Annotated in this window: 19 protein-coding genes; 5 read left to right on the top strand and 14 right to left on the bottom strand. The window is 37.8% G+C overall.

Annotated features, from left to right (window positions below; translation table 11 throughout):
• Positions 1–480 precede the first annotated feature (480 nt).
• Positions 481–822: a hypothetical protein gene (locus tag C8K15_RS02190; protein ID WP_108584754.1), complete on the top strand. Its 342-nt coding sequence runs from the start codon at positions 481–483 to the stop codon at positions 820–822.
• Between the two features lie 1,706 nt (positions 823–2,528).
• On the opposite strand, the gene C8K15_RS02175 is transcribed toward C8K15_RS02190, so the two are convergent.
• Positions 2,529–3,110 carry a recombinase family protein gene (locus C8K15_RS02175; RefSeq protein ID WP_108584749.1) on the bottom strand — a complete coding sequence of 194 codons (582 nt, stop codon included), beginning with the start codon at positions 3,108–3,110 and terminating at the stop codon, positions 2,529–2,531.
• A gap of 514 nt (positions 3,111–3,624) precedes the next feature.
• Between C8K15_RS02175 and C8K15_RS02170 the strand changes: the two genes are divergently transcribed.
• Positions 3,625–4,632: a hypothetical protein gene (locus C8K15_RS02170; RefSeq protein ID WP_108584747.1), complete on the top strand. Its 1,008-nt coding sequence runs from the start codon at positions 3,625–3,627 to the stop codon at positions 4,630–4,632.
• A gap of 383 nt (positions 4,633–5,015) precedes the next feature.
• On the opposite strand, the gene C8K15_RS02165 is transcribed toward C8K15_RS02170, so the two are convergent.
• The 5 genes from C8K15_RS02165 to C8K15_RS02145 all read right to left on the bottom strand — a co-directional run bounded on the left by C8K15_RS02165 (position 5,016) and on the right by C8K15_RS02145 (position 14,095).
• The gene (locus C8K15_RS02165; RefSeq protein ID WP_108584745.1) at positions 5,016–9,083 is read right to left on the bottom strand and encodes a HigA family addiction module antitoxin; all 4,068 of its coding nucleotides are present in this window, start codon (positions 9,081–9,083) and stop codon (positions 5,016–5,018) included.
• A gap of 309 nt (positions 9,084–9,392) precedes the next feature.
• A complete protein-coding gene (locus C8K15_RS02160) occupies positions 9,393–9,875 on the bottom strand; it encodes a hypothetical protein (RefSeq protein WP_108584743.1) in 483 nt (160 codons plus the stop codon).
• 265 nt (positions 9,876–10,140) lie between these two features.
• Positions 10,141–10,647 (bottom strand): helix-turn-helix domain-containing protein, encoded by a 507-nt coding sequence (locus C8K15_RS02155; RefSeq protein ID WP_199224041.1) that lies wholly within the window; start codon positions 10,645–10,647, stop codon positions 10,141–10,143.
• 346 nt (positions 10,648–10,993) lie between these two features.
• On the bottom strand, positions 10,994–13,537 hold the full coding sequence (locus C8K15_RS02150; protein ID WP_108584742.1) for a phage NrS-1 polymerase family protein: 2,544 nt from the start codon (positions 13,535–13,537) through the stop codon (positions 10,994–10,996).
• A gap of 246 nt (positions 13,538–13,783) precedes the next feature.
• Positions 13,784–14,095: a helix-turn-helix domain-containing protein gene (locus tag C8K15_RS02145; protein WP_108584740.1), complete on the bottom strand. Its 312-nt coding sequence runs from the start codon at positions 14,093–14,095 to the stop codon at positions 13,784–13,786.
• A 161-nt stretch (positions 14,096–14,256) separates the two neighbouring features.
• On the opposite strand from C8K15_RS02145, the gene C8K15_RS02140 reads away from it, so the two are divergent.
• Both C8K15_RS02140 and C8K15_RS02135 read left to right on the top strand, forming a co-directional pair.
• Positions 14,257–14,988, top strand: coding sequence for a helix-turn-helix domain-containing protein (locus tag C8K15_RS02140; protein WP_108584739.1), 732 nt, complete (start codon positions 14,257–14,259; stop codon positions 14,986–14,988).
• A 96-nt stretch (positions 14,989–15,084) separates the two neighbouring features.
• The gene (locus C8K15_RS02135) at positions 15,085–16,239 is read left to right on the top strand and encodes a tyrosine-type recombinase/integrase (protein ID WP_233260349.1); all 1,155 of its coding nucleotides are present in this window, start codon (positions 15,085–15,087) and stop codon (positions 16,237–16,239) included.
• Positions 16,240–16,338: 99 nt separating this feature from the next.
• Here C8K15_RS02135 and glnA read toward each other — a convergent pair whose 3' ends face one another.
• The 3 genes from glnA to C8K15_RS02120 form a co-directional block, all read right to left on the bottom strand.
• Complete coding sequence (gene glnA / locus C8K15_RS02130; protein ID WP_108584737.1) at positions 16,339–17,673, bottom strand: type I glutamate--ammonia ligase; 1,335 nt, start codon at positions 17,671–17,673, stop codon at positions 16,339–16,341.
• A 41-nt stretch (positions 17,674–17,714) separates the two neighbouring features.
• Positions 17,715–18,095, bottom strand: a complete 381-nt coding sequence (locus tag C8K15_RS02125; RefSeq protein WP_024534936.1) for a MerR family transcriptional regulator — start codon at positions 18,093–18,095, stop codon at positions 17,715–17,717.
• Positions 18,096–18,168: 73 nt separating this feature from the next.
• Positions 18,169–19,461: a methionine gamma-lyase family protein gene (locus C8K15_RS02120; protein WP_108584736.1), complete on the bottom strand. Its 1,293-nt coding sequence runs from the start codon at positions 19,459–19,461 to the stop codon at positions 18,169–18,171.
• 168 nt (positions 19,462–19,629) lie between these two features.
• Between C8K15_RS02120 and C8K15_RS02115 the strand changes: the two genes are divergently transcribed.
• Positions 19,630–20,247: a trimeric intracellular cation channel family protein gene (locus tag C8K15_RS02115; RefSeq protein WP_108584734.1), complete on the top strand. Its 618-nt coding sequence runs from the start codon at positions 19,630–19,632 to the stop codon at positions 20,245–20,247.
• A gap of 41 nt (positions 20,248–20,288) precedes the next feature.
• Here the strand turns inward: C8K15_RS02115 and C8K15_RS02110 are convergent, their stop codons facing one another.
• The 5 genes from C8K15_RS02110 to C8K15_RS02090 all read right to left on the bottom strand — a co-directional run bounded on the left by C8K15_RS02110 (position 20,289) and on the right by C8K15_RS02090 (position 24,446).
• Positions 20,289–20,588, bottom strand: coding sequence for a rhodanese-like domain-containing protein (locus C8K15_RS02110; RefSeq protein WP_108584732.1), 300 nt, complete (start codon positions 20,586–20,588; stop codon positions 20,289–20,291).
• Positions 20,589–20,655: 67 nt separating this feature from the next.
• Positions 20,656–20,883 (bottom strand): RNA chaperone Hfq, encoded by a 228-nt coding sequence (gene hfq, locus C8K15_RS02105; RefSeq protein WP_108584731.1) that lies wholly within the window; start codon positions 20,881–20,883, stop codon positions 20,656–20,658.
• 73 nt (positions 20,884–20,956) lie between these two features.
• Entirely contained in the window at positions 20,957–21,901 is a 945-nt protein-coding gene (gene miaA, locus C8K15_RS02100) for a tRNA (adenosine(37)-N6)-dimethylallyltransferase MiaA (RefSeq protein WP_304590779.1), read from the bottom strand.
• Complete coding sequence (locus tag C8K15_RS02095) at positions 21,883–22,803, bottom strand: alpha/beta fold hydrolase (RefSeq protein ID WP_108584729.1); 921 nt, start codon at positions 22,801–22,803, stop codon at positions 21,883–21,885. The genes miaA and C8K15_RS02095 overlap by 19 nt, the downstream gene beginning before the upstream one ends.
• Positions 22,800–24,446, bottom strand: a complete 1,647-nt coding sequence (locus C8K15_RS02090; protein WP_108584728.1) for a glycerol-3-phosphate dehydrogenase/oxidase — start codon at positions 24,444–24,446, stop codon at positions 22,800–22,802. Before C8K15_RS02090 ends, C8K15_RS02095 begins: the two co-directional genes overlap by 4 nt.
• Between the last annotated feature and the right edge of the window lie 9 nt (positions 24,447–24,455).

The raw sequence follows: 24,455 nt of genomic DNA, 5'->3' as shown, positions 1-24,455 counted from the left end.
CTTCACTACGTTCAATTTGAAATCAGTACTAAATTTAGTCATAAAAAATTGCACCTCCAATTGTTAGTTGTGTCTAACAATTGGGGTGCAGATCATTAGCGGTGCTTTTTGAAAGCAATGAAATAGCCCAGTTCAATCTTGTTTTGTTTGTGGTCTGCCTTCTAAGTGTAGTGTCGCCATCATCCCTAATATCCTAATATATGGAAACGATATGAGAGGTTTGAAAATGCAAATTTTAAAAATTTAGCGGAAGGACGTATATACAAGAGGAAGCAAAGTGAAACGCGACTGCCCCTCCCTTTTTAACAGAGCTAATTCCTTTATGTTTATATTAATTTCCTACTAAAGCATCCGTTAGTCGATTAAGACCTATTCCTACCTATTAGCAGATTTGGAGTGGCTTTGGAAAAAGGTGGATGACAAACACCCGATAAAACTAATCTAAATTTCATATTATGCGATATAAGGGGGTGAAACGTGATGAATAGTGGAATTTCACCACTTATTAGAACTTACCTAGCTAAACAAAACATGTTTAATGTCATTGAACTATTTAACCAGGGAGCAGAGAAAAAAGAAATAATCGAGTTGTTTGAAAAAAATTTACTTTATCAAAGCCCAAAATATCAAAATATGCTATTAAATCCAAGCATAAGAAAACAACTTCCCCAAGAACAGCTTAACGAGATAGTGGAAATATACAAAAAAGAACAACTATATCAAAATTCAATTAATCAACAAATCTACAACTTACTTCAATTGTTGGACCGAGATTTTAATATTGATTTAAATTTGGATTGTGGATGTGGTGACCCTACCTAAATTAGCACTAATAAATGTAGTATTACCAATTTTTTCAGAAAAGGAGTGTTTTATCCAATGGGTCATTCTTCACGTTGTACATCTTGTAAAAAGAAAAAGGATGATTGTAAGTGTTCACATAAATATCTAGAAAATCAGAGAGAAGAGACAACCTGTTTTATAGATTCCCACGATTTCAGATCGACTGTTACCCAGCCTTGTAATGGTTCTACCACAGTAGTTTTTGAAGATCTCACTAATAACCACAATATTACAAGGATTGAAGCATCCACTTTCACCACACCCCCTTGTACAGCCATCCTTATCATAGAAACAAGAGATGGGTGTCCACCAATCGAAAGAGTTCTTTCGACAGGGGAAAATCTTAGCATTGAGGTTGAAGATTTAAGACGTGTAAGCGTTCGTTGTGAGGGTAATCCGACAGGATTTTGTAATGTTACCGTAACAGGCTCTAAAACATTTTGTATTTGCTGTCCTAAAGATGCTGTTTTGCATAGTTGTTCATCTTGTAATCAGCGAAAAGAGACTTGCAATTGTAAAGAAGAACAGAAAATTGAGACAACATGTTTTATAGATTCCCATTCCCCTCTTACTTCATTTTATAATCTGCCATGTGGAACAAGCATAGTAGCTTTTGAAGATCTCACTAATAACCACAATAAGATGATGATTCAAGGTTTTAATAATGACTCGTCCCCTTGTACCACCATTCTTATTATAGAAACAAGAAATGGGTGTCCACCAATTGAAAGAATTCTCCCACTAGTTCCAAATCAATTTAACATTGAAGTAGAAGATGTTAAAAAGGTAAGCATACGTTGTCAGGGTAATTCTACCGGAACTTGTTCAGTTACTTTCAATATTCAAAAAACATTCTGTATCTGTTGTCCAAAAGACCCCGATTCGCATTATTGCTTCAATTGTTAGACAAAAATTTTTATCGCTTTTGTTAGTTCCTTTTTTGTGCCTCATGACAATTTCAGATTTTTATAGATTAGAAAAGGAGTGATCCATCCTATGGATAGTTCTTCACTTTGTTCAACCTGCAAACAGAGGAAGGAGGGTTGTAAGTGTTCACATGAATATAATCGAGAAAAACAAAAAATAGAGACTACATGTTTTGTGGAAACACATGATTTCAATTCGGGTATTAGTCAGCCGTGCAATGGATCCACCAAAGTAATTTTTGAAGATTTAACTAATAACCACAATAAAACAATGATACAAGCTTTAAGTATTGAAGCTCCTTGTATACCTATCCTTATCATCGAGACAAAAGATGGGCGTCCACCCATTGAAAGGACTCTAGAATTCTTACTTGGAATTAACATTGAGGTTGAAAATGTTAAACGAGTAAGCGTTCGATGTCAGGGTAATCCGACAGGAACTTGTTCCGTTATCTTCTTCATCCAAAAAACATTCTGTATCTGTTGTCCAATTGATTCCATTTCGCATCGTTGCTAATTTCACCAAAAAGCAGGGGCATCAGTTACAGAAGTATACTTTAAAAACAAATCTGGTTTTTACATCGTAGCTCATCAAAAATTCATCCACGGGGTCCTAGTAAGAGTGGGTATTATTTTCGGACTGAAGGATAGTGAAGTGGTCTATTTGTTATGACTTTTTTTATTGTTTAGCTTGCCCCGTTAGTAAGGAGGGGGGACTTTGTGAACAAACGAAAAAACGTGAGCCACTTTTGCTCATGTTCACTTCGTTTGTCCCTTTATCTTTGCGTATATCGTTGGCTTTGGTACACCTGTTACCTTTACAATGTCACTTACACTCATGCCGTTCGTACTCCGATTAGTCATGAGATCTATTGCCTGTTGTACTTTCTTATCCGGCTGACCTTTACGACCCATGTGCTTGCCTGCTGCTTTCGCTCTCTCACGACCTTCTGATGTACGTTCTACTATGATGTCACGTTCAAACTGAGCGAAGGATCCGAGTATGTTAAACAGTAACGTATTGATACTGCTTACGTCTTTCCCTGCATTGAATATAAGGTTATCACGTAAGAACTCCACGCTTACGCCCTTCTCGTTTAACTCCGTTACAATCTTATTGAGGTCGATAATACTTCGTGCTAACCGGTCTATCTTTGTTACTACTACCGTGTCACCTTCTCGAACATTGACGAGCATTGCTGCTAACTGTTTACGTGGTGCGGTCGTTGTGCCTGTTACCTTCTCAACAAATAACCGCTCACATCCTGCTTCTCTCAACGCAACTTCCTGCGCTTCTAACTCCTGGCCCAACGAAGATACACGACCATATCCTATTTTCATAACGTATTACCTCCGTCTATAAATTAGGTTAACTTCTATACTTTTAATTATAGACTAACTTATATACGAATATAACTACGAATAAGTGTTATTTTGGTGCTTCTTAAACGAGTGTCAATTGGTAGTATATAAGTTAACACTTTTAGACTTGAACCAAAAATAAATTTTATTGTTAATTTTTAACTATGTGTTTAAAAACCCATATATAATAAATTTAGTATTGAACTAAAACAAAAGCGAAAGTTGGAGGATTACAAAGGCGATGGAGAAGAGGATGCAGAAGATTTTCGCATTAAAACAGAAGCATGTTAGAGGGGCACTATTATTTATTTCCGAGAAATAACCACCATTAACTCACCCTGCTTTACGACCGTTTCCACAGCTAGTTTTTGTATATTTGGTGGTTTATCTCACTCTCAAATAGTTTGAAAGAAAAGAAGAAGGTTGGTATTGTTTTTACTGTATGCTTTTTTGTACAGATAACACTAGATTAGAACTGAAATGAGGATTATTTATGGAACATTTAAGCTTTTATAAAGGGAAGGTAATGCCGCTTTTCTTAGACTTAGCATTATATCAAGAATTGAAAATTAATACTGAGATTGAAGAAAAGATGGAAACAGAAGTTATATACAACCATGAGAACCCGGATCACACATATGTATTGGATCATACGCTATTTCTCGAAAGCGAGGATTTTCAGAGTCTAAAAGATATATTTTATTCGGAAGCTAATGAATTTCATTATTGTCCTTCCTGCAAAAAAACATTACCTATAATTTATAAAGGTCACACATTGGATGAAAAGTACAAACCTTCTATATTATCTTCAGATGTTAATATTTCCAATAAGGAAGAACACATGGCAACATGGTCTATTGCAAAACAAGCTTTAGCAGAGAGATTTCTTCATATAAGAAAGCAACTCTTCGGGGATTCCAATGTCCTATCAATACACTTAGAATGTACCGCGGCACAAAAACATCAGTTCCTTGTATATTTTAAATATACGGCTAATCATGGAATCATGAAAATAGGACAAACTCCTTCAAATATTGAGTTTGACAATACATTTAGTCGATATAAAAAGGTAATCAAAGATAAAGACATTAATTTTGAATTGAAGCGGGCAATTGGTTTAAAATCACATGGAGTAGGAGTAGGTTCGTATGTTTACTTAAGACGAATATTTGAAAAATTGATTTATAAGCAGTTTGAAGAGTATATGAAGTCTCACGCCCAATACAATAGAAAAGAATTCAACAATAAAAGGATGGAAGACAAAATCCCATTTTTGAAAGACTATTTGCCAACATCGTTAGTTGAAAATACTAATTTATATAAGGTCCTCAGTAAAGGAATACATGAACTATCTGAAAAAGACTGTTTAGAGTACTTTGGTCCAGTCTACGAATCAATCATTATTATTTTAGAAGAAAAATTAGAAATAGAAGAGAAGAATAATAGAAAAAATGCAATACTAAAAGCGGTAAATAAGGTACATTCAAATTTGAGCAAATAAATGAAAATAGTAGATATAAAAGAAAACTCATATAAATTGACGAACAGGAACTTCATTATAATGTTTGTAGAAGAGCTCTTTGCTACAAACTTTAAAGTTTCATGGTCTCATTAGTAGCATCGAACAATGACTTTGATTGTTAATTTATTTGTATGAATAATTGATGACTACTTCGATTACAACCCGCCTCCACAATAAAAAAGAAGCTAAAGTCAAAAATCGGCAATGGACTATAATGTGAAAAATTGTCACCTAGAACGGAAGTCCACCGTAATCTTGCTAGTTGCTTTTCTATAAAAAGAGACTGTCCTAAAAGACTACTTTGGGACCAGCCTCTTCCATTTCTCAATCTACTTACCTTCTCATGATAACGATAACTTTATTCAATCCCATAATCTCTTCGCAATATTTGCTTCAGAATCATGCCATTTAGCTTCTCTATTATAAGACTCAGCGATATCCTCGAGGATTGCCCCAACATAAGGATAGTCAAAGTACAATTGCTCAGCCCAAGTATGGTATTTTACTGCGAGCTCACGCTCCTGTTCTCCTCCTGCGATTCGCCACTGAGCATCACGAGAATTATGAACTTCTATTGAGAATCCTCTTGCAATTTCTGATGATGATATTTCCTCCATTGCTTCGCAGATCTGTTGACAGGGCCACATACCATTTTCACCAGTAGGTGCCTTAGCTAGTAGTTTCCCTAAGCACCGATCACCAATTTCTGCACGACCATATTCGTGACACAACCGCCGTACTTCTGAAAGCCACTCAGCAAGCGCAACTGTGTCAATTATCCCATTAATATCTGTACCGGGAATATTCGATATACGTTCTAACAGAAGACGGGCAGCTGATGAAACTGCCACACGTTGTTCATGATTCCCAACCTTCCACTCTAATGGATCTTTTCCTTCGTCACGTCGGTTGTATCCAAGTGTAACTGCTTGGACAAATAAAGATGGAGATTCTCCAATCTGAGCTTCAAGATTCGGGATTCCATGTTTGCTTTCGTTTAACGCTTCAATGAAAAGAAATTCAAGTTGGGCTAGCTCGTCTCTAGTGACTCCAGAGCGACTATTAAGCTCCTCTATTGCTTCTGAAATGTGGTACTTTTCAAGCTTGAAATAGCTTACTGGTTCGGCTTTAACAGTTGCCATGTCGTATAAAAGCCGCTTAAGACGGGACGTCTCGAGAGCCTTAAAATTCCTTTGGACGGCATAGAAAGCCGCGTGGGGTCTCAAAGCCTCCAAGAGACAGTCAACCAATTCGGTGAGCTCAGATGGAGTATAAGAACCCCAAGATGGCAATACCTTCTTCCAGTAAAATTTACGGATATTCTCGTTATATCCATCTAAAAGACGCCAAGTGGATTCCTTGAACGGCGCGCATAAAAATAAGCGCTTTTGCTCTTCGTCATTCAACTCATTGGCTGCAGCCTTCAACACCTCGGTACGTAAATTATCCTCTATTGCATAAAGAAAGCCTTGTAAGCACCACTCTGACTTGCTTTTGAGGTCTCCATCAATAGATAGACATTGACGGATAAAATCTATTCTCTGCTTAATTTCAGTAACACAAAATGTCACAAAGCGACCGATGACTCCCGGGGCACCACTTCTGGCCATCAATTCTTTTACTCCTTCGAAACCGCGCTCTCTCAATATTTCGAACATCGCTTCAAGACGTAAACTGTCGATTCTCTCCTCACGTTTTTGATAGTCGAAAGCCTCATCTTCAATCTCGTCAGACGATTCCTGAACCCATTGATCAACGAACAGCCACCCGTGACTGATGACTGGATTTTGAACCCTAAGGCTATCATAGGCAGCGCGAGCACGATCAGAGGTTGCTTCCTTGAGCTTCCGGTGACGACTTCGACGGGTAAAGGCAAACTGCCGGATGCGTTCGCGAAGCACTGCCTTTGAAGCCTCATCAGCATTATCAGACCATTCATCAATCAAATCCCAGACCTTGGTTTGACCTTCCTCAGGCATACCTTGTAAAGCTTCGACTAAATCTCCAAGCGTTTTTTCGTCGTGATTTGGCCAAGTGATGAGTAAATCTAAAACTCTTTTGTTGAATTCATAAAACTCCTTGTTCGTGACAACCTGTCCAAACCCTGATGCATCACTGCGCCAGTTGGGTCTGTAACTGTAGTGACCAATTCGGGAGCCGGGTTTAATTTGATCAATGGAGATCTCCCAGCTGATATCTGAAAAATGCTTAGTGAGCTTTTTCAATACCAAATATCTCTGTTCCATTGAGGCTGCCGTTTGTGGCATCCAAGACCTGAAGATAGCCTTAAGGCTAGCATCTGGTTTATTTCCCCAATTGTCGTCGATTTTCGGCAGAGAAAGTCGAGCCAGGATCAATGCTACACGCGGAAGATTTTGTGGTTTCCAGGCCAGACACTCCAGCCCCCAAAGAAGTCCAGTTCGTGATGGTGATACCCCAAACAAGCTATTATCAACTGGTTTGAGAAGACCTAAGACCACCGGAGCCTCGCTTCGCAGATCATCTTTTATAATCTTTAAAAATTCATTTGGAGCAGCTTCAGCGTATCTTGGAAGGTCACGGTCGTGAGAAAGCAATTTTTCTAGAGTCAACGGTGTTAAAAGCTTGCGAATTAGTACTGCGACTCGACTTTCAACGTCATCACCGAGGCGACTTTGAAACAGGTTATTTCCGTGGACCGATAAAATGACGAGTGTCTCGCAGATACCTGTGCGTAATGCATTAGAGTGATTGCGTGTCTTATCGTAAAGAGCTGCTGCCCATCTATCCTTTTCCGGCAGTTCAAGCGCCGGATCTGATTCTGAAAGAACGTATTCAGCTGCTGCGAAGAACTGTTCTAAGTCGTTTGATGTAACTAACCTCTCAATCGCGAAAAGCGCGTCTATTTTTGATACTACACCTCTAAAATGTCCAACAGACCATACTGGGCTGTCATCAAATCTTAGAAAACGTGCTACCTCGTCTTCGACTGCCTCATAATTACGATTTGCCACTTTAGAAATAATCTCGCGATCAGCTTCTGACTCGGATTGCCAAGCGCCAATTAGTGTTGTTGGTATTAGGGTTTTTGCTGTGTTATCATCTCCGGCCCATACCGGCTTCCTAATAGCAGCATTTTGAGAGAGACGACGACGAAGTATCGTCGGTGACTGTCCCGATTCCCTTGCAAGCCTATCTACGTCACCTTCTTCAATTCCCATGGAAATGAGTGCATTCTTAAAGGAGCCATAGCTTAGTTGATCTAGCTTGACATCGGTTTCCACATCAACCGCGTTACGGGGACGGAAAATGATGCAATGAAGTCGACGATGGGCATCTAAAAGTTCACGCTCGGTATCTTCGGAATGGACAATTGGAATAAAAGGTACTTGGGACGCAACAAGCGTCCGTAGTGTCTCAGGCGAGGTGAAAACTGCTGCCAGGTCTTTTAAATGACCAAATTCCTCCTCTTCGAACAAGCAAGACAGAAAGGCAAGAGCTTCGCCTCTTGAGTCTGCAGCGACGAAAAAAGGCCTGCTACTTGGCTCGTTAATCCAAGCTTTAAACGATTTCCTGCTCGCAGCAATTGAATCAACAAAAATAGCAGGCGTAAGAGGAGGTTCACTAGCATTTGCCCAGCGGCTCCATTCCATCTCAAGTGTCTCATAGCCACTTATGGGTAAGTTGAGCTGTTCTGCGAACCAAATTTGCGTTGGTATCGACTGCTCCAGCCACTGTTCGAGATCGTCTGCGTCAAAAACTCTAACTGCCTTCCAGTCTCTCGCCTCATTTTTTAGTGTCTCCCAAGTTTTTTTGCCTGTCCAATTGCGAGGTGTAACAAAAACAAAAGTACTGTTTGCCCTCACAGAAGGGTCAACAGTAGTCAAACGTGCATTATAATCCCCTTCAGCTTTACCGCTTACCCTTTGGTCAGTACCGAACTCCCAATAAGATTCACCCTCAGGGATCCAAGGCGTAGCGGCTCCAGCTCTTACGAATCCATCGGAGCCCTTCCGTTGCCCATTGTCATATCCTGGGAAGTCGACCTGACGGAGCTCGTTGCCGGTCGAGTGCACCAGCCTTCGGAGAAATACCGGAAGGAGGCTACGGGACTCAATCTGACTATTAGCCCATTCCTCTATCTGCCTTGCCTTAATGGTTAGGAAATTCGGAACGAAAGCTCGAACCGTAATTTCTTTGTTTCCGGTCAGCCCCACCCGCTGATTATAAACTGCCTGCATATCGAGCAACTGCTTTTTATCAGCTCCGAACGCTTTCTCTAATCTTGTCGCCATTTCAAGGGATAAAGAAGATTTTCCGTTAAGAAAGTTTGACAGGGCGGGTCTGCCAATACCAAGTCGCTCAGCCGCAGCTTTCACGGTCACATTTGAGGGAATAATATTCTGGCGAACATAGGTACCGGGATGAGTTTGTTTTTCAAATGATTTCATAATACCGCCTTCTTCCAATAAGTAGTGTAGTATTCATTACATCGAGTGTATTGTGTAACGCTACACATGTCAAATATTTCCCGAAAATATATTTAGATTCTTTAAACTTATTTGAAAATTTAATTAGACACTATTTGCAAGGTCTCCCGTTTTATCAAAGGAAATCAAAAACACCGTCCATTCATTCTGGACGGTGTTTTAATTATTTGTATAGGTCTGGAAATAGCAATTCGGTTGTAATACTTTTTTGCAGAGATTTACATAAGTTGTCATTCGTTTAGCTATATAAATGCTCTAGTACTTCTTTGTTCATTCCTTCGATGCGTCGCCGCCCTCTTCATCCATTGATTCATTGAATAGCCAATACAGTTCGTCGGTGATGGTTCTACCTTTAAGGAAGTACATGGGGTTCATGACGTACTGTATTTCCTTCTTCCCTTCCCCCATATAACGAGTGATCTTCGCTATGGCATCAAGCTCGATCATCTTCTTTAAAAAACGGTCGGGATTTGTCAGCCCTAACACAAAACCTATCTCCTTCTTAGTTAGTGCCTTCTCCCCTTTCTTTGTCGTTCTACCTATCACATTCGTAAGCGCTAACAGATGACGTGCAAGTATTGAAGCGTAACCTAACTCTATAGGCGTCATACCGTATGGGAAATCAATGTCCCAACTAATTATCATATTACCTTCTTGATAACGTTCGTCATCTTGAACGCGTCCTTTGCATTGGATATTGTGCTCATAAACGGTTTCCCCATCATTGTTGATGTAGGATACTACTTTGTACATAGTAATTCCCCCTATTTTTTGAGCTTTTTGCTCTTTTTCTTTTGGCTATAAATTTTAACCATTCTCGAAGTCACGGCTGCACGAATCTTTTTTAAACTCCTGATATAACATCGAGTGTTCAATCTGAGCAACGAATTTTAATGGTAGTTGTAAATCGGCCAATTCAGCTTGATCCATTGTCCCTATTGGTGCGAGAAACGGATTTTAAGGACAGTTTGTGTGCATTTTCTAAATACGCTTTACTTAAGAACGTATCTTGGCAAGGTTAATTACTCCATTTCTCCATGTCACCCATCTCCACACGGATCGTCCCACTATGCTCGTTTTGAATTTCAACTTTGTCTCTCCATAGTTTTGGTTGACGATTCTTAAGCCAAAATATTTGGGCAGTTACGTCAGGCGCTTGGGACTTCAACACCTTTTTCACCACAACCATTTCCCCGTCCTGGTTTTTCCCAAAGGTTACTTCTTCATATGGGTGTCCCATTGCCCGCTTTAATAATGAATTTTCTACTTGATCATCAATTACCTTCTTCCCCTTCTTTATGGCATCGGCAAAATCGGGAAAGCGGTTCTGCCATTCATACAATGTCGCATTGTTAATACCCATTTTCTGAGCAATTTCTTTGTTAATTAACCCTTCTCCAACAAACATCTTTACTTGTCCCAAACCTTCTTCAGTTAACCAATACGTATAGAGGGGTTTACGACCTATCTTCTTTTTTACTAGTTGGCTCGGGGTGTGCCATACATATTTATTTTTCTTAGACATATGCCTATCGCTCCTTCATAAACATAAATAGCGTCCGTAACTGTTGCACTTTATTTTAAGTATTTCAGAAAAAATGTAACGGCTGTATCATATGTGTCTCTAAGAGAAATCCAAAGAAGTTACATAATTACCGTTACATTCACAAAAACACATCTATAACACAATACTTCTTCTTAACACCACATTAATTTTATATAAATAGTATTTTTTTATATTTTATTGTAACAATGTAACCAAGCTCATTAAACCCTTGATACTATTCGGTTGGGGTCGTTACAAAAATGAATTATATTCTGTAATTCTCTGTAACTCTGTAATTCTTTAAATAAGTCAGTGTGGTTTAGATTCAAAAAGAGATACCCAATAAAGTGAGCGTTTCCGGATTCACTCCCACAGCCCGAATGGTATTACTGCGATGTCTTACGCTAGTCGTATCATTATCTTTCCCTTTCAATGTGAGCCCTTGCTTCTGCCACTCACGTCGAATTGTTATCATATCCGCACCAAGTCTTTCTTTCAAATAGTTCCTCATCAAATATAAGGTTCCATCTTTAATGAAAGCGTTCATATGTGAAGGCGTAGGCTTTTGTGGGTCATTATCCACCGTAATCAAGTGTGAACTCAATTCATCAAGTAAATTCCCAAGTATTTCATATGGTTTATTAGTGCCAGCGTTATTCAAACTGTCATCAGCAAAAAGCTCAATACAGAGTTTAGGATCAATACCAAACGCAAACCATTCGTTTAGTAATTCTGCTGCATGATGGATTATTGCATAATAGTTTGAGAGCCTACGTAATACATGGTTTTCTCCTGCAAGTTTGATGTAATTATCCCGTAAGTCCCTGTATTGCTTTTTATGCTTGTCCTTTTCTTCAGGTGAAAGATTGTTTAGCCTCCTAACAAACTCTTTACCAACAACGCCATAAGTCTTACCAAGATTATCATTGTGCAATCGTGTCAAAAAGTTGTTTTCAACACCAAGAAAAGGTTCATCTTCAATATGAACAATACGGCCTTCTACACCACCAGAATTTTTCATTACATAGCTGGAAAGTTTTGCTTCACCGCTTGTTAACATAATTTGTTGCCAAGTCCCTTCTAAACAAGATCCCTGAAGAGCACCCCTCGCTCTCCCACGACCCGATGCGAACGAATAAATGATATCTTCGTATATTCGGTAATCTCCTGACTTGGAATCGTCAACGATAAATGGGTATGAGTTAAGGAAGACTGATTTCCTTTCAAACGATATCGGTGTGGCGTTGAAGGTTTGCATGTAACCATGTAACGATGGGACCCCCCACACGCTTGAAGCCACCTTCAATGCAGTACTTTTGCCTTGAGATGTATTTCCGCTTAAATCGACAATGAAACTTGGTACGTCATAATCATGTAATAGCACACTAGCAAAAGAAGAGAGTGTCATAAACATGACCTTTGGAAAAGGTTTTATAACATCTAGGATGTTTTCCTTCCAATCTTGCAACGTCCCCTTCTCTTTAAAGGCTTGGTGGAGTTGCCTTTCTCCTGAACTTTGTGGGTTAATCGTAAAGTTTTGTTCCAACAATGGGTGAATTATTTCCCCTTTGATTAACCCGATACGACCCACACTTTTTCCAATCGGTACGGTGTTTATGGTTTGAAATTTCTCAAGAAACTCAATGATTTTCCTAGAATTATTTGATGTCACGGGAAATCCTATGTTTCGAAGATTGAGCATCTCCTTTGTTTCAGCCATTGACCTTGAAGATACAATTTCAACTCGTTCTTTTTGGTTATCATTCCATCGCAATTCATAACCTTCTTCGAAAGTTTCGATATCTACAAGTCGTTTTGTTAGGATAGGAACAGTACGACAGATTAGTTGTAACACTTCCAAGCCCTTTATTATCTTTGTTTGGTATAGATTTCCCCCATCAACTTTATAACCTAAGGGAATAAAAGTTTGTTTTCCGTTTACGATGAGCAATTGTTCACTTGAGTCCGAATAAGGAGTTTCACATAGGGATTTACGGATCGTTTCCATACGATAGTCATCTCTCGACCATTTTTCAACCCTATAAAGGCCAGAAGATTTAAAAAGGCGATCAATTTGTTCAATATTATTTCTTGTCCAATAAGCTAAATGACTACACAGTGCAAAATCCGCCTCCGAATGGCTAACGTAAATGCTCCAATCTCCATTCAACAATGCTTTAATTTTTTCTCCATTTTTTGAAGATAACATCCTTTGTATTACACTTTTATCGTCTAACTGGACCAATGGATGTTCGTTAGTCTCCATTAAAGCCAATTTCTTAGAAAGACGTGTAAAGTATTTATCAACTACAAGTTGTACACTTTCGCCTTCCGCAATAGGTTTATCAGTAATAACGTCTCCTGTAACTGTCATGAATCTTCCAGTATCGTATATTTCAATATTGGAATTAACAACTTTATTCATGTATTTTTCTTTGTCATGGTTAAATTTTACCCATACATGAATACCTGTTTTACTTGGCGATTGTTCAGCAAAGCTTATATTCGATAATTCTAATGCGTAGGGTGGTGGAGTTTTCATATTCACACTGTCTATGTCCATTACTGCATATGGATCATCTTTAGTAAGAACAAATCCAATTCCACCGTATTTGTGAGGGGCGTATTCGTAAGCAGCTTGAATATCAGCGAAAGACGCCCATGTATTTGGGTCTGTTGAACTTGCAAGTTTTCCATTTGTTTGACACGGAACCTTTTCCCAGACTTCATGGTTGTTTTGTTTACCTTTCCATAAAACCCATTGAGATGCTTTCTTCAATTCATTAGGGATAGAATCAAACTTTGGTTTCAAGATTTCTTTGAAATTTTTAATTACCATTTTCACCATTCTCCAATCATGTTTTTTCATAAATAAACAAATTGAATATTAAGATAATTAACTTCATTGAATTTCCATTTTCTTAATACCCATTCCAATAACATGAGGACTATCCTCATCAATTTGTAGTGATGTTTACTGACACATCATTTGATTATTGAATATTGCGACTTTTTTTGATATACTTTTATCAAGAATATTTTTCAATCTGCTGCTTTCCTTGCCCAACAAGGTTAGTGGCTTTTTTTCATGTTACCGTGTTTTTCATTCAAGCAATTAGTGACCATTCTTGTGACGTTTCATCGCATGTATATCTCCCCCAACTGCTCTGACTTCTTCCAGATACTTCTCCATAAAATTAGCAACTTCTTTACGCGGGAATAAAAATTTTCTACCTAATCGAATCTTTGGAAAATCATTACGCCACAAAATATATTCTCGAATCGAAACATTACTCATGTTCAAGTATTTGACAAGATCATTAAATGTCATGAACATACTTTCTTTTTCTACAGATTTCAAATAATCATCGACTTTTTCCTTGTAAATTTGTTCTAGTAAGTTTTCATCTAACTGCAAATTAATCATTTTATTCCTCCATTCATTTTAAGATATAAAATTACCACAATTTGAATTTAGCATAAACAAAAAAGATTAGCAACTGAAAGATATAGAAAACTAAAATATATCTTATTTTATGATTTTGTTATATAATAGGCTATAGATAATTATTCTAGGAGTTGAACGATATGAACACGAAGGAATTTGAAAATAATTTAGGAATTTACTTAAGGAAGCGTAGAAAAGAAATGGAATTAACACTGCAGGAAACTGCTGACAAGCTAGAAGTAACACAAGGGTATCTTTCTAATGTAGAGAATGGTAAACGAACTCCATCAATTAATTTTATTACTAAAATAGCTGATCTATATGCTGAACCATTTATAGAGTTAGTTAATCGTATTAGTAAGAAAACGCAACCCATGCTAAATGTAATCGAAACTAATGAAGCTTTAAAAAACCCTCTTATTTACCCCGGGTACTATGACATTATTAATATAAGAATCAAATCCATGAAAACTCGATTAGAAATAGAAAATGAGTCAGGTATCTCAGCAATTAAACAAAAAATGATTGAAAGGGATGGAACTAAAGATATTGAATTACTAAATAAATACGGACAAGTAATGGGTGTAAATGATTTGTACGGTTTTATCTCCGCTAAAACTAAAATTCCATACGTAAAATGGTGGGGCAAAGAAGGAATCATTGACATCAGTGAAGAAGAGTACGCCAGCCTGAATCACAAGAAGAGAATGATTTTAAATAAGTCATTACAAAAGCACGAAAATGATAATGTCTACTTGGACAAAATATTACAAAATACGAAATATCTGTATTTCAACGATATGCTATTGACTGATGCTCAACGGGGTAAAATAAGCCGTATATTGGAAACCCTTTTTGAAGACGATATGTGAGGTGTAGTTAATGGCATATTTTATTTGAAATAAAAATAACTGACCATATAGTTGATATCTTATTGATGTAAATGCAAGTAATTTGGATTTAAATTAATGAATAAGAAAGGAATTGACTATGCTATGGCTTCATACAGAAAAAGCGGGAATTTTTGGCAGTATAGAGTTAGGTACAAGGATCCCTATTCTGATATTTGGAAAGAGGTTTCTAAGAGCGGGTTTAAAACCAAGAAAGAAGCACAAATTGCTGCAAATAATATTGAACAAGGGCTGATGAATGGTAAGGAACAGGATGAAATAATTCTTTCCGATTACTTCCATGATTGGCTTGCAACATATGTGAAGGACAAGCTAAAACCTAATACTTTCAAGACCTATCGCACTGTAATTATTAATCACATAATACCTCACTTGGGGAATATGTACCTTAAAGATATTAAACCTATGATGTATCAAAAATTTATTGATGGTAAAGTTGAAGAAGGTTTATCAACAGAGACTGCTAGACGTATTCATAATGTTGCCTTTCAAGCTCTTAAGAGAGCCGTTATAAATGGTTATATCCTCAAAAACCCTTGTGAAAATGTGAGTATAAAAAAACGCGAAGTAAAAAAGCTAAAATTCATGGAACCACAACTCATTCCAGCAGTCCTTCAATTCCTATATAAACGCGGTCAGACTTATGGACTGTTTTTTAAAGTTTTGCTTGAAACTGGTATGCGTAAAGGTGAAGGAGCAGCATTGCAATGGACGGATATCGACTGGAAGAATGAAACCATTACTATTGATAACTCATTAAACTTCCAACCAGAAGAAGGAGAGGAAATTCTAGGGGATACAAAAAACTTCAATTCTTTACGGACCATTGATGTTCGATCATCATTGATGAAAGAACTAAAAGAACACATGAAATATCAAAATCAACGAAAGTTGTATTTGGGCGATGCTTATCAACATCAATTAAATCTTGTGCTATGTCGTGATGATGGCTCACCATTGCCTAAATCAACTCTTTACAATGCGTTCAAGGCAAGTTTAGAAAACATTAAACATGAATCATTACCGATTCACTCCACGAGACATACACACGCTGTAATGTTACTTGAAGCTGGGGCGGATATGAAGTATGTACAAGAACGGGTAGGACATGGTTCTATGCAAATTACAGCAGATATATATACCCATGTATCCAAACGGATTGCCTCAAGATCACTTGAAAAGTTCGATGAGTATATGAAACAAATCGAATAATATGTGGGAGAAATGTGGTATCATTCCACACTACCTACCACGAACAAATTTTTCCGAACAAAAAAAACGTCAGAGCCTTTCAGCCCCAACGCTTTCTTATTAATACATTTTCAAATATTGTTCGCGTTCCCATGGGTGTACAGATGTTCTGAACATATCCCATTCGATTTCTTTTGAATCCACGAAGTTTGCATAAATATGTTCACCAAGTGCTTCACGAATCGTTTTATTTTTTCCAAGTTCTTCTAATGCATCATATAACGAAGCTGGAAGATCTTCAACGCCATTTGCAAGACGCTCCTCTTTATTCATTACGTAAATGTTACGGTCAACAGCAGGTGGTGGCGTCATTTTGTTTTTGATACCATCAAGTCCAGCTTTCAAGATTACTGCCATCGCAAGATACGGGTTAGCTGCAGGGTCTACTGAACGGACTTCTACGCGTGTACTTACGCCACGTGAAGATGGGATACGAATAAGTGGGCTACGGTTTTGAGCAGACCAAGCAACGTAACAAGGCGCTTCATAACCAGGCACTAATCGTTTGTATGAATTAACAGTCGGGTTAGTAATCGCTGTAAATCCTTGTACATGTTTCAAAATACCAGCCATGAATTGATAAGCTGTTTCGCTTAATTTCAAATCACCTGACTCTTCAAAAAAGGCATTATCTTTTCCATTAAATAATGAAACGTTCATGTGCATACCTGAACCGTTTACACCAAATAATGGTTTAGGCATAAATGTAGCATGTAATCCGTGCTTACGTGCGATTGTTTTAACTACTAGTTTAAATGTTTGAATATTATCACAAGCAGTTACTGCATCTGCATATTTAAAGTCAATTTCGTGTTGTCCAGGTGCTACTTCATGGTGAGAAGCCTCGATTTCAAAGCCCATCTCTTCTAATTCTAGAACAATATCACGTCGGCAGTTTTCACCTAAGTCCATAGGTGCTAAATCGAAATATCCACCTGTATCATTTAATTCTAGTGTTGGTTCTCCACGTTCATCTAATTTAAATAAGAAAAATTCAGGTTCAGGTCCCAAGTTAAAGCTTGTAAAACCTAATTCTTCCATTTCTTTTAATACTCGTTTCAAGTTACTGCGTGGATCTCCAGCGAAAGGTGATCCATCTGCTTTATTCACATCACAAATCAAACGTGCTACTTTCCCTTTACCAGTAATCCATGGGAAAACTACCCACGTGTTTAAATCTGGAACTAAATACATGTCAGACTCTTCAATACGTACGAAACCTTCAATTGAAGATCCGTCAAACATCATTTTATTATCAAGAGCTTTGTCAAGCTGGCTTACAGGTATCTCAACATTTTTTATCGTTCCAAGAATATCGGAAAATTGTAAACGTATAAAATTAACTTCCTGCTCTTTTACAAACTTATGAATGTCGCTTTTTGTGTACTTGCTCACTTATTGTCACTCTCCTAAAAGTTTATTATATTCTAGCTCGCTTAGTGATAAAAACGAGATAAATCACCTTGTCTTAATGAAGCCTTTTGAAATCTACCTGCTTGTTGCATTTCAATTCGCAAAATACTTCGTAGTTCCGCATCCGTCATCTGTGCTTTAATTTCCGGAATGATAGGTTGGTTTTTCAATTCAAATAATTTTTTTATGCCCGCCATATTAATACCTTGTTCGAGAAAATCTTTTATCTCCAATAAAGTGTCGACATCAATTAATGAAAACATGCGTCGATTGCCATCTGTACGAGCGGGGTGAATTAAATCATGATCTTCATAATAGCGAATTTGTCTGGCAGTCAATTCCGTGAGCTGCATAACAATGCTAATTGGTAGTAATGGCATGGATCTTCTTAATTGTTGACTCACTTGACTCACCTACGCTTTCACAAGTGTTATCATACTATATGTTAACTTTCCTGTCAATACCATGTCATATAATCTAACATAGGAATTTTTTATTTATTATAATTTTACTGCGATTTTTTTCTTGTAGTTGTTGAACAGCAGAAAGAATCGCGAATTTAATATGTTCATAAGTTAATCCTCCTTGGATGAATGCAGTGTAAGGGGGGCGTATTGGACCATCAGCTGTTAATTCGATACTTGAACCTTGTACGAAAGTACCCGCAGCCATTATTACGTCATCCTCATAGCCAGGCATATAAGCAGGTTCTGGAGAAAAGTGAGCATTGATTGGTGAATTTGCTTGAATGGCCTGACAAAATTGAATCATTTGTTGGGCCGTTTTAAATGATACCGATTGTATTAAGTCTGTTCTTTTTTCAAGATAATGAGGCGAGGTGTCCATGCCAATTTTTTCAAGTAAAGCCGAAGTGAAAATAGCCCCTTTTACAGCTTGTGCTACCACATGAGGAGCCAAGAAAAATCCTTGATACATATCCGCTAATGTATTTAAAGAAGGACCAGCCTCTCCACCTATACCCGGAGAAGTCATTCGGTACGCACACATATCCACATATTTTTTTTGACCAGCAATATAACCACCAATTTTCGCTAGTCCCCCACCCGGATTCTTAATAAGTGATCCAGCCATCAAATCGACTCCTACATCAGTAGGTTCAAGCTTTTCAACAAACTCACCATAACAATTATCAACGAAAATAATTGCCTCTGGTTTAAGGGAACGAATTCTTTTTGTCATTTTTTCAATTTGTTCGATGGTGAATGAAGGTCGATTTGCGTATCCTTTTGAACGTTGAATCGCAATTACTTTTGTCTTATCTGAAATGGCTTGCTGAACATTTGTCCAATCAATACCTCCATCTTCTAGTAGATCTATATGTTGATAAGAAATGTTAAAGTCTTTCAGTGAGCCAGTATCTTGCTCGCCACCATCGACAATGGATTGCAATGTATCATATGGTTTACCAGTAATGTACAACAATTCGTCTCCAGGACGCAGTATCCCAAACAGACTAATGGTAATGGCATGTGTACCTGAAATAATTTGAGCCCTGACTAGCGCCGCCTCAGCTCCAAACACTTCTGAATAAACACGTTCTAAATTATCTCTTCCTTCATCGTCGTAACCATAGCCATTTGAAGGATGTAAATGAAAGTCACTAACTTGATGTTTTCTAAATGCAGTTATAACTTTTTCTTGATTCAAAAAAGCAATGTGATCCACTTCATTATGCTGTGCTGATATTTGTTGTTCGATTTGTTTAGCTTCTGATAATAAGTCTTGATTTAATACGGATTGGAATGTCACGATAATTTCCTCAATTCTAGGATTTTCACTCTTTTATTTTCACTCTTCATCTTATCAGTCCCACCCTTATCGTCAACTATTTATGAAGGCTAGGTAACAAAGCTATTGTAATTGTATGAAAATCTGCTACAATTTAATTCGTTCTATTGAATTTTGGAGGAATGTGAAGTGGCTTGGGATGTATTAAATATTATTGGAACAATTGCCTTTGCAGTTTCTGGTGCGATTGTTGCCATGGAAGAAGAATATGATTTATTTGGTGTTTATTTACTCGGAATTGTGACTGCATTCGGTGGAGGCGCGATTCGGAATTTATTAATAGGAGTACCGGTATCAGCATTGTGGGAACAAGATATGATGTTTCAAATTGCCCTGTTTGCTATTACTGCCGTTTTTTTATTTCCACAAAATTTATTGAAACATTGGAACCGTTGGGGAAATTTCTTCGATGCCATTGGTTTGTCAGCATTCGCCATACAAGGTGCATTGTTTGCTGTTCAGTTAGGGTTACCGATAAGTGCAACTATAGTAGCAGCGGTATTAACTGGTTCTGGTGGAGGCATCGTTCGAGATGTCCTTGCCAAACGAAAACCTCTTGTTCTTCGAAACGAAATATATGCAGTTTGGGCTGTAATTACGGGACTAGTAATCGGATTTGGAATAGCAGTAACCGACATTGCACTTTATGTTTTATTTGTCTCAACGACAACATTACGGGTTATTTCTTATCTATATAAATGGCGTTTACCCTTCCGTACTTTAAGACCATCAGAAAAAGCAGCTTAACTCGAAACCGAGAAAAGCTGCTTTTTTATTATCATTCTTTTTTATAATTCTACTTCGCCTTGCCATTCTAACATACCGCCAGACATGTTCGTTACGTCAAATCCTTGACTTTCAAGGTATTCACACGCTTTTCCACTTCGGCCACCTGAGCGACAAATGATTACATATTCTTCAGTCTTATCCAATTCTTGATGCTTGAACTCTACTAACCCTAATGGAAGATGCTGTGCTCCTGGAATTTTACCTGCAGCTACTTCATCTGCTTCACGAACATCAATCATATGAACTGTTTCACCAGCGTCTAGTTTAGCTTGTAATTCTTCAGGTTGAATTGTTTTCATATTTATACCCCCAATTAGTTGTGTTTTACACCCCTAATATTATACATCTTTTTGTCTAACAACGTTATTACACTTCTTCAGTTGTTAATGATACTGGTTTTGAAGGAACAAAGGTTGAGATCGCATGTTTATAAATTAGTTGTTGTTTACCGTCTGACTCTAACAACACTGTAAAGTTATCATAAGATTGAACATGTCCTTTTAACTGGAATCCATTTAATAAAAACACTGTAATGAATACTTTGTTTTTTCTTAATTGATTTAAAAAGACATCTTGAATGTTTATCGGCTTCATTTTCTATTTCCTCCTATATAAACGCAATTGTTTGTTTGTATAATTATTTAGGTACACTATTTACTATTCGCTTTTAATGAGCAGATTCCTGCAAATCCTGTTTAATTATTGGAAGTAATTCTGATATAGCAAGTTCTGGTTCAATCCATTTTACCGGCAATTTATTTCGGAAGTATGTAAGCTGACGCTTTGCATACCGTCGCGAATTTTGCTTAATTTGTTCAATCGCTTCCTGCAACGTGGATTGATTTTCAAAATAAGTGTAGATCTCTTTATATCCGATAGCTTGAACTGCTTGTACATCTTTAATTTCTCGCTCCCATAATTGCTTGGCTTCATTTACTAGTCCTTGTTCAATCATACGATTTACTCGTAAATTAATTCGTTCATATAATAGTTCTCTATCCAATTGCAACCCTAATATTACATGACGATACATAGCCTCATGACCTTGATTTTGTGTTTCAGCCGATTTTGTTGTATCAGAGTGTTCTGCGATTTCTAACGCACGTACTACTCGGCGGGTATTATTCGGATGTATTACAGCTGCACTTTGTGGATCGATTAGTTTGAGCTTTGCATGCATGGCTTCAGGGCCAAGTTGTTTTAGTTCGTCGTAATAGCCACTGCGTACCTTTTCATCAACTCGGTCCTCTGTAAATTGAAAGTCATATAAAACAGATTGAACATACAATCCAGTACCACCCACTAGAATAGGTAATTTCCCTCTTGATCGAATTTCAGCAATTTTCTCACGAACTAATTGCTGGTACTCTGCAACTGAAAACGACTCTGTAGGTTCTTTTATATCTAGTAAGTGATGAGGAATACCTTCCATTTCACCATGTGTAACTTTTGCTGTGCCGATATCAAGGCCTTTGTAAACTTGCATAGAATCACCATTAATAATTTCCCCATTTAACAATTTCGCTAGTTTAATCGAGAGCGCGGTTTTTCCAGAAGCAGTCGGTCCCACTATGGCAAGTACATCTAAATCCATCATTTTTTCTCCATCCATTTTGTTATTACCTCATAGGTTTCTTCTCTTCCAATTTCCATTAGCAATTCATGCCTTTTTCCTTCAGTTATTACTACAGTAATATCACTCAGTCCCGCTTTTTTATATTGTTCAGCAACTACCCAGAGTTGTTTTCCATTTTGACTTACGGGGTCCAGCGAACCTGATATCATGAGAATCGGAAGATCCTTTGGAATATGGGCGATTTCTTTTTTATTATGAACCATTTGTAATCCACTTAAAAGGTCCACGAAAAATTGATTGCTTGCGACAAACCCACATAAAGGATCATCGATATATTTTTGAACTTCTATAGGATCTGAACTTAGCCAATCAAAATCAGTTTTGGAACCTTTAAAAGCTGCATTATATTTACCAAATGTCAGTTTGTTTAATAATTGATTCTCAGTTTGTATTCCCTTGACTTGGCAGAATCCTTTTGCCATCCATTTTCCAAGTGACCCTTTCAAACCAATTGGTCCACCCGTACCTGATAGAATAATTTTGGAGATTGATTCTCCATACTTTTGAATATATCTTCTTCCAATAAATGACCCCATACTATGAGTAAATAGAATGGGACTATCGCTTGTGATATCCTTGCGAACGTCTTGCAAAACTTCTCGTACATCTTCTGTCACTCGTTCAAATCCATCTTTCTCACCAAAAAATCCAACTTGACTTTGCTTTTGACCCGAATGCCCATGTCCACGATGATCATGCCCTGACACGACATATCCTTGGTTGACCAAATGAGTCGCAAATTCTTCATATCGCCCAATGTGTTCAGCCATGCCGTGTAAAAAATGGATATGTCCTATAGGCGGCTTGTTTGGTTTATAAACAACTGTGTAGATTTCATACCCATCTGACATTTTGACATAATGTATACTTTTGGTCATTTGGCTTTCTCCTCTCGGAAGGCTATTGCTGCGTGCATTTGTTTATCTAAATCAAATCGATAGAAATCAACTTGATTTTCTGAATAGCCAAGTTGAGCTTTCATCATTTGACATACTTGCTCTTTATAAGCATGCACTTCATCTATATTGAAATATAAATTACCTGTTCGGCGAATAAAAAAATCGGCGGGTGTACAAGTCATTTCAAATTGGATGCCATAGGCAAGTTTAGCCGCTAATGGCAAAGGCAATCCATATGATTTATTTTGCAGCACACTTGCATAGGCAAATAAGTGATGTACATTCGTTCCATAAAACGATGCTAGTTGACGTGATTCATCGTATGACAATCCGTAACGTTGACCTTCTAAAGCTTTCATTTCCACAAAGGATTTAAACCCTTTTGAGCCGCCAACAGCCCCACCGGATAAGGGGAGATGTTTCGTAATAGAAGGCCCGTAAGATGATTTGGTATTTTTACATACTCGATTCACGACCATTTCAGCCATTTTGCGGTAACCTGTTAATTTGCCACCAGCAATTGTCAAGAGCCCACTCGCTGATTCCCAGATTTCATCTTTACGAGAAATCTCAGACGGGTCTTTTCCTTCTTCAAAGATTAGCGGCCTTACGCCAGCCCATGTCGACTCAACTTGAAGTGGTGATAATTGGATACTAGGAAACATAAAACTTATCGCTTCTAATAAGTAAGCTACATCTTCACTTGTAGCAATCGGATTTTTTGGATCTTCGCCATAAAAAGTGTCCGTCGTTCCAACATATGTCTTACCATTTCGTGGTATTGCAAATACCATTCGACCATCTGGAGTATCAAAATAGACAGCTTGTTTAAGTGGGAAAATAGTTTGATCAACAACCACATGGACTCCTTTTGTCATTCGAAGCTGTTTGCCATTTTCAATTGAATCTTTAATTCTAACATCGTCTACCCAGGGACCCGTCGCATTCACGATATTTTTTGCATGAATAGTCGCATGTTGTCCAGAGAGCTGATCCACTACTTTAGCTCCATTTATTTTACCTTGATTATAGACAAAGGATTCTGCCTTCACATAGTTTACGCAAATCGCATCTTTTTCAGCCGCTTTTTTTATGACTTCTATCGTTAAACGAGCATCGTCTGTACGGTATTCCACGTAGTAACCTGCACCACGAAGTCCTTCTGTTTTTAATAGTGGCTCTTTTCTTTTGGTTTCCTCAGTAGATAACATTTGACGGCGTTCGTCCCGTTTGACTCCTGCTAAAAAATCATACACACGAAGACCAACTGACGTTGAAATCGGTCCAAATGTGCCTCCTTTATGAAACGGTAATAGCATCCATTCCGGCTCTGTTACATGAACAGCATTTTCATAAACAATTTCACGTTCTTTTCCTACTTCAGCTACCATTTTCACTTCAAATTGTTTCAAATAGCGCAGTCCACCATGTACGAGCTTTGTTGAACGACTTGAAGTACCCGCTGCAAAGTCTTGCATTTCAACTAAAGCAACAGACAACCCACGTGTAACGGCATCAAGAGCAATACCCGCTCCAGTTATTCCACCACCAATGACAAGTAAGTCAAATTCGAAAGTATTCAGGGTCTGGATGTTAGTAGAGCGTCCAATTGCTGATAGCATCAAGTATCT

It is taken from the genome of Paenisporosarcina sp. OV554 (assembly GCF_003058165.1).
Taxonomy (GTDB): domain Bacteria; phylum Bacillota; class Bacilli; order Bacillales_A; family Planococcaceae; genus Paenisporosarcina.
Note: the sequence above shows the minus strand (reverse complement) of the source record. Positions and strands in the feature narration are given on the sequence as shown.